This window comes from Flavobacterium bizetiae (assembly GCF_902804475.1).
Lineage (GTDB): Bacteria > Bacteroidota > Bacteroidia > Flavobacteriales > Flavobacteriaceae > Flavobacterium > Flavobacterium bizetiae.
The window spans coordinates 1-2,435 of sequence record NZ_CADCSU010000178.1 but is presented as its reverse complement, the minus strand read 5'-3'; the positions used below and the strand labels follow the sequence as shown (position 1 = coordinate 2,435).

Annotated in this window: 2 protein-coding genes; both read left to right on the top strand. The window is 31.7% G+C overall.

Features of this window, described 5'->3' with window-relative positions:
• The first annotated feature begins 155 nt into the window (after positions 1-155).
• Entirely contained in the window at positions 156-1,232 is a 1,077-nt protein-coding gene (locus FLACOL7796_RS22285) for a calcium:proton antiporter (protein ID WP_173972981.1), read from the top strand.
• Positions 1,233-1,434: 202 nt separating this feature from the next.
• Entirely contained in the window at positions 1,435-2,202 is a 768-nt protein-coding gene (locus FLACOL7796_RS22280; RefSeq protein ID WP_173972980.1) for a T9SS type A sorting domain-containing protein, read from the top strand.
• The last annotated feature ends 233 nt before the right edge of the window (positions 2,203-2,435 follow it).

Below are 2,435 nucleotides of genomic sequence, written 5' to 3'. Positions count from 1 at the left end.
AGAGAGAAGTTATCAGATGCTAAAGATACTATTATAAATGAAGGTTTTTTAAGAAACATACCCCTGTCTTTTTGGTACTTGCGGCAAAAAGCCCTATATTACGGAAAATTAAAATGTCGATTTTAAAGTAAAACTATTGACAAAAAAATACATATATGAAAAGATTACTTCAGTGGACCATTATCATTCCGGCACTTGCCTGGATTCTATTTTTTAGCGGACTTGTAGACAACAGCAGCTTTTTTCAGGTTATTGCCAGTATCCTACTTATCCTTAGTGTTATGTCGGCCGTTCATCATTCAGAAATAATAGCAGAAAGAGTTGGTGAACCTTACGGAACCATTATTCTGGCTATATCTATAACCGTTATCGAAGTTTCGATTATTGTATCTTTAATGCTGTCAGAAGGTTCTGCAGCTGCTTCATTAGCAAGAGATACGGTTTATGCTGCGACTATGCTTATTTTAAATGGAATTATCGGGCTTTGTCTTTTAATAGGTGGTATGAAACATTACGAGCAAAACTTTTCTGTATCGTCTGTAACCATTGGTTTGGTTTCCTTGGTTTCTATTATCGTATTTACGCTGGTCTTCCCTACTTTTACAGAAAGCGTTAAGGGATCCTATTATTCTATTCCGCAGCTTGTTTTTGCTTCTGGTGCCTGTATTATTATATATGCTTCCTTTTTGTTTGCACAAACTACAAGATACCGTCAATATTTTTTGACTGTTGGCGATGATGAAAACGACGATACAGTCGAGCCAATAACAATTGACAATAAAACATTCTATACAAGTCTTGTTTTTCTTATTGTAAGTTTAGGTATTGTGGTATTATTGGCCAAAACCCTTTCTCCTACTATCGAAAGTATCATTATTGGGTACAATTTGCCTAAAACTCTGGTTGGGGTTGTAATTGCAGCCATTATTTTGCTTCCAGAGGCTATTGCAGCCATTATAGCAGCGAGAAAAAACAGGTTGCAAACGAGTATCAATTTAGCTTTGGGGTCAGCTTTGGCTAGTATTGGTTTAACGATTCCGAGTGTTGCCGCGGTTTGCGTGTTGATGGATATGCCGATTATTTTAGGGCTTGATATTAAATCGATTGTTTTATTGGCGTTATCTGTATTTACCGTGATGTTATCTTTAAGCAAAGGAAAATCAAATGTTGTCTACGGTGTCGTGTTGCTCGTTAACTTATTTGCATTTATATTTCTGATGATCTATCCTTGATGTGATATCAATAAAAACTACAAAACTCCATTATTTCTGATGGAGTTTTTTTGTGCAAAAAAATAAACAAATTAGTAGATTTAGTTTTACAAAATCTTAATAAAAATCGATTACATTTACTATAGCTATAATAATAGCATTAGACAATAATACCGCAGTTTTTAATAATTTTAAAAATAAATATCAACCAAAAACCAAAATTATGATCAGAAAAATTACTCTATTTACTTTTTTTTTAACTTCTACACTTTCTTTTTCTCAAGCAACACTTGAACATTCTTATATCATTAATCAGGATGAAGGCGGCGATCAAAGCTATTTTTTTAATACCGAAACAGCATCGTATCATTATACGTTTGATAGTAGTAATGTTTTAAAAATCTATACCGAAAATCATTCTGTTTATAAAACTTTAACCTTACCGGTTGATAGTGGTTACACGATAAATAATATGTATTTGTTTACAGATAAATTATTCAATTCTGATAATCTTATAGAGTTTTTACTCGTGACGAGAAGTCCAACAGGAACTCACAAAATGTCGCTTATAAACGAAAATGGAGTTGTATTGCAGCAATTTGGAGACAAACAAGACGCGTTGATCGTGAAGACATTATCTAATAACTATAAATTAATTACACAAAAAGCGACCTATGCTTCAAATATCTACACCACAGCAAAAGATGTATATGCGTTAACGGGATCATTATCAGTTAATCAGTCTAAAGCTTTGTCTAAATCATTAGTGGCTTATCCTAACCCTGTAAAAGATGTTCTGAACATTACAAATCCTTCTGATAAAACAGCAGACGCAAATCTTAAAGTGTATTCTATTAGCGGAAAACTGGTTTTAGAAAAAAATATTGCTGATAACAACGAGGATTTTATCAAACTAGATGTTTCCGGTTTACAATCTGGTGTTTATGTATATAAGATTAACGAAGTTTCTAATAAATTCATCAAAGAATAAAAATATAGAAGTTTATAATTTTAAAAAGTAAATTCAGAACTGCACGTTGCATTATAAACGGTATTTTTTCTGGTTTAAACTAATTAAATACTGTTTTAAAAATATATTAAGCCTTCAAAATTTATGATTTTGGAGGCTTTTTTTGTTCTTTTATCAGTTTATAAAAATATTGTTAATAACTCTGACAGTAACTTCTATAGATTCATTATTTCGATTAAGGATATTTCTTATAT

Coding starts and splice junctions, on each gene's coding strand:
- FLACOL7796_RS22280 (WP_173972980.1), top strand. CDS start 1,435: ATGATCAGAAAAATTACTCTATTTACTTTTTTTTTAACTTCTACACTT.
- FLACOL7796_RS22285 (WP_173972981.1), top strand. CDS start 156: ATGAAAAGATTACTTCAGTGGACCATTATCATTCCGGCACTTGCCTGG.